This window comes from Candidatus Bathyarchaeia archaeon (assembly GCA_035283685.1).
In the GTDB taxonomy this organism is placed as follows: Archaea; Thermoproteota; Bathyarchaeia; order Bathyarchaeales; family Bathyarchaeaceae; genus DATETJ01.
Genome location: DATETJ010000007.1, coordinates 1 through 4,470, shown reverse-complemented (window position 1 = coordinate 4,470; position 4,470 = coordinate 1). Strand labels below are relative to the sequence as shown.

The 4,470-nt window shown below is 49.3% G+C and carries 7 protein-coding genes; all 7 read left to right on the top strand.

Going from position 1 to position 4,470, the window contains the following annotated elements:
- Window positions 1-751, top strand: a 751-nt coding sequence (locus VJ249_05975; GenBank protein HKZ94111.1) for a putative PEP-binding protein, incomplete at its 5' end; no start/stop codon positions are given.
- A gap of 42 nt (window positions 752-793) precedes the next feature.
- On the top strand, window positions 794-1,810 hold the full coding sequence (gene dph2 / locus VJ249_05970; protein HKZ94110.1) for a diphthamide biosynthesis enzyme Dph2: 1,017 nt from the start codon (window positions 794-796) through the stop codon (window positions 1,808-1,810).
- Complete coding sequence (locus VJ249_05965) at window positions 1,765-2,415, top strand: METTL5 family protein (GenBank protein HKZ94109.1); 651 nt, start codon at window positions 1,765-1,767, stop codon at window positions 2,413-2,415. Before dph2 ends, VJ249_05965 begins: the two co-directional genes overlap by 46 nt.
- Before the next feature lie 3 nt (window positions 2,416-2,418).
- Window positions 2,419-3,000, top strand: coding sequence for an exosome complex RNA-binding protein Csl4 (locus VJ249_05960; GenBank protein ID HKZ94108.1), 582 nt, complete (start codon window positions 2,419-2,421; stop codon window positions 2,998-3,000).
- 1 nt (window position 3,001) lies between these two features.
- Window positions 3,002-3,307, top strand: a complete 306-nt coding sequence (locus tag VJ249_05955) for a DNA-directed RNA polymerase subunit L (protein HKZ94107.1) — start codon at window positions 3,002-3,004, stop codon at window positions 3,305-3,307.
- Window positions 3,304-3,702, top strand: coding sequence for a ribonuclease III family protein (locus tag VJ249_05950; protein HKZ94106.1), 399 nt, complete (start codon window positions 3,304-3,306; stop codon window positions 3,700-3,702). The genes VJ249_05955 and VJ249_05950 overlap by 4 nt, the downstream gene beginning before the upstream one ends.
- Window positions 3,689-4,300, top strand: coding sequence for a DUF99 family protein (locus VJ249_05945; GenBank protein HKZ94105.1), 612 nt, complete (start codon window positions 3,689-3,691; stop codon window positions 4,298-4,300). The genes VJ249_05950 and VJ249_05945 overlap by 14 nt, the downstream gene beginning before the upstream one ends.
- The last annotated feature ends 170 nt before the right edge of the window (window positions 4,301-4,470 follow it).

The window sequence follows — 4,470 nt, the reverse complement described above, 5'->3', positions numbered from 1 at the left end:
CAGCGACTTTAAAACCAACGAGTACCGGGAGTTGGAGGGTGGAGCGAAATACGAGATTGAAGAGGCTAATCCGATGTTGGGTTGGCGAGGTGCCAGCCGATACATCAGCAAGTGGTATGAAAAAGCGTTCCGTCTTGAATGCAAGGCCATACGTAAATGTCGAGAAGAATGGGGACTCAAAAACGTCTGGGTGATGCTGCCAGTAATACGCACTCTATGGGAAGCCAAGAAATGCCTCGAAATAATGAAGGAAGAAGGTTTAGAGCGTGGCAAGGACTTTCAGATTTGGTTCATGGCTGAGACACCAGCCATCGCCATAGTGGCTGACGAGTTTTCAAAACTCTGCGACGGCTTCAGCATAGGATCAAACGACATGACCCAAGGCGTGCTCATGATTGACCGCGACTCCGAACGACTCGGACTAATGGGCTACTTCGACGAGCGAGACCCAGCTGTAAAACGCATAATCGCTCATCTTATTAGAGTGGCGCATCAAAACGGCGTAACCGTCTCCATCTGCGGAGAAGGCCCATCCAACCTGCCAGACTTCGCAGAATTTCTTGTGCGCTGCGGCATCGACAGCATCTCAGTAAACAACGACACAGTGGTGCGCACACGCCAGTTGGTTGCTAGCCTCGAACAAAAGATTATGTTGGAGCGACTGAGTGAATTGCGGGAAAGAAGCTTAGGACGAGCGTCAGCGAAGACTAAACGCCCCGAGTCAGAATGGACGCCAGAATGGGAAGAATAGCCGTCGATACTCTCCTTTTCAAAAACAAAAAGGTAGACTTCCTTGAAGTCGTCAATCTTCGACTTAGAAGAAACGAAGCTGAAGGCTGAAATAGAGAAGCGAGGCGCCAAGCGGGTTCTGATTCAGCTGCCCGAAGGCTTGAAACCCGATGGCCCAAGATTAGCCGCCTTAGTTGAGAGGGCTGGTGCGTTAGCCATTGTTTCAGCCGATCCGTGCTATGGCGCTTGCGACCTTGCCGTGCAAGAAGCTGAACGCTTGGACACAGATTTGATTGTTCACTTTGGGCACAGCAAGATTGCGTTCACGCCTGAGCGTGTGCCGATTCTTTACATTGAAGCCAAAGCAACGCCAAGCCTGAAAAGCGTTGTTGCGAAGGCTTTGCCTCTTTTAAAGCCGTGGAGACGGATCGGTTTGGTCACCACAGTTCAACATGTGGACATGCTTGGGGTGGCTAGAGAGCAGCTTCTTAAGGCTGGGAAGAGCGTGGCTGTGGGAGATGCAGATCGTTCAACATACGCTGGGCAGGTTCTCGGATGTGATTACAGCAACGCCCACGTTGTCGTGAACGAGGTGGACGCCTTCCTGTTCATCGGGGGTGGACGATTCCACGCCATAGGCGTAGCCCTAGCGACGTCTAAACCAGCTGTAGTCGCCGACCCTTATGAGCAACGAGCTTTTTCCGTAGACGCTGATGTTCAAAAAATAAGGAAGCAACGCTGGGCAAGCATTAAAGAGGCGAAGAAAGCAGAACGTTTCGGCGTCATAATTGGACTAAAGAGTGGGCAAAAGTGGATGGAAAGGGCGTTGCAGGTTAAAGAAAAGCTGGAAAAAGCGGGAAAGAAAGCAACATTATTAGCGTTGCGGGAGGTCACACCTGAAGCGTTAATGGAGTTTCCAACTCTGAACGCCTTTGTCAACACGGCTTGCCCAAGGTTAAGCTTGGATGACGCCACCAAATTCCATAAACCAGTATTAACTATAAACGAAGCCCTTGTAGTAGCTGGAGAACTTACATGGGAACAACTGGTCAAAAAAGGCTGGTTCGAAGGCTCGACCTAGAACGTTTGCTCCAATCTGTTGAGACTCACCCTTCTCCAAAGGCTTTTCTTGAACAATACACTATTCCCGTGGACGTCGCGGCGGACATGTTGTTCCAAGCGGCCTACGCACATGACGACGTTATAGAAAAGACCGTTGCCGATTTGGGATGTGGCACAGGAAGACTCGCGATAGGCGCTGTGCTCCTTGGGGCTAGGAAAGCAGTCGGAATAGACATTGACAGAGTCGCGGTGAAAACTGCCAAAAGCAATGCTGAAAAACTGAAGCTTCGAAAGAAAACCAGCTGGGCTGCAGGCGACATCGATGTTTTACACGGATGTTTCGACGCGGTTTTGCAGAATCCTCCTTTTGGCGTGCAGAAGAGAAGCGCGGATAGAAGGTTTTTGCTGAAGGCGTTAGAGCTGGCGCCTGCGATCTATTCGCTTCATAAGAGTGGAGAGGGCAACCGTGACTTTATCAAAAGGTTTATTGAGAGGCACGGAGGAAAGGTTACGAGCATATTCCAAATGAAACTTAATATCCCGAGAATGTTTAAGTTTCACACCAAAGTCAGACATGAGGTTGATGTTGACCTATACCGAATAGAACGCAGTTCAGGAGAGTAGTGTATGGCTCCAGCGCAGTCTAAACGCAAAAGTGGACAACTCGTGGTGCCAGGCGACCGCCTAGGTGTGATCGAAGAGTTTACGCTTGGCCCAGGAACCTACGAACAAAACGGCACAATTTATTCACTTACTACAGGCAGAGCCTTGATGGATCTGCTTAACAAACAGGTTTCCGTGTTTCCTAAGGTTCATGTGTCCAACGTTCCGCATGTGGGCAGTTCAGTGGTAGGCCAAGTGTCAGACGTGCAGAGCAAGCAGGCAACCCTACGCATTTTCCAAGTGGGCGACCGCCCCCTGAGCGGGTTTTTCAGCGGTTTGCTTCACATCTCGGATGTGAGCCAACGCTACGTTGAGAGCATGTATGAAATCTGCAAGGCCGGAGACATTGTGCGCGCTCGCGTTGTAAGCGAGAAAAATCGAGTTTTCCATCTTACGACCAACGACAAGGATTTGGGTGTGGTCTACGCCTTCTGCTCCCGTTGTGGCCAAGGGTTGGCGCAGAAGAGGTTTGTCATGCGTTGTCCCGATTGTGGCAATTCTGAGAGACGAAAAACCGCTCAGGATTACGGCACGGGTGAAGTCTAAAATGGACATCAAAGTTCTGAAGAAGACTCCGGATGAAATGCGCATCGAAATCCTGGGCGAGGGACACACATTCTGCAACGTCCTACAGAAAGTCCTCCTCGAAGATGAAACCGTTGAGATAGGCGGCTACAGAATCGAGCATCCATTAATTTCCAACCCAGTAGTTTATGTGAGAATGAAGGAGAAGCGCAAACCCGAAAAAAGGCCTGAAACCGCCCTAAAAGAGGCGGCTGAGAAAATCCGGCATCGTAGCCGAGAGTTCCGAACCGGTTTTGAGAAAGCGTTGAAAGAATGGCAAACGAAATGACTCGTTCCGTGCCAACTCTGAAAAGCTACGACAGTCTGCAGGAGCTGATGTTGGACAAGGATTTAGCCAGCTTGGGCGACGCCTATGTGAACTTTGTTTATTCTTTAGCAATGTCGCAGAAGCATGGACATCCTATGGGAGCTAAAGTCAACAATCAAGTCTTAGCCGATGCAGTTGAGAAATCTGGAGTGCGTAAGTTGTTGCCCCATAGGGTTGACAAGCACATGCGGGGAAACGCAGCCGAAGCGCTGTTGGTCTTTGCTTGGCTTCAAGACATCCATGAATTTGAAGACTGCATCCAAACGTTAAGTAAAGAAGACAACTTGGCCGAGGCATTTGCGGTTCTATTGCACGATGTTTTAGAAAAACTCGGCGCAGAACATGAACACAAATAGCCACAAGAAGGTTAGACCAATCAAGGTTCGAGAGGTAAAACCTGAGATTCGAGTGTTAGGCATAGATGACGGCGTATTTAAGCCACACTCAAAAGATATGGTTGATGTTGTAGGCGTAGTTTTCAGGGGTGGGTACTGGCTCGACGGCTTCATGCACACAAAGGTTCAAGTGGACGGTATGGACGCGACCGAAAGACTAGCTGAGATGATAACCCACTCGCCTCATTATCCTCAGCTACGCGTAATCATGTTAAACGGCGTCACACTGGCTGGCTTCAACATTGTAGACATTAAGGAACTGTATGAAAAAGTGAAGCGGCCTACAATAGCGGTTACCCGAGACAAGCCCAACTTCAAAGACATAAAGAAGGCGTTGCAAAATCTGCCGGAAACCGAGAAAAGGTGGAAGGCCATCGATAGGGCGGGCAAAATGATTAGAGTGCGAACTCGCGAAAGACAGGATCCCATATATGTGCACGTCGCTGGAATCCCCGAAGAAACGGCTGAGCGAATCTTGAAGAGCACATCTACTCGCAGCAACATCCCTGAAGCCCTACGCGTGGCACACATCATCGCCTCTGGATTAAGACATGCATAAGGTTTAAAAGACTCGACATTAACGAACTGGGTTCAGACTTCAACTATATGGGGGCAACTGTCCCATGGAATTTTGTCCAAAGTGTGAAACAAGACTTGTACCTAAGAAGGGCAAAGAGGGAACGAAACCCAATCTTGTAATTGTTTGTCCAAAATGCGGCTACAAGAAGC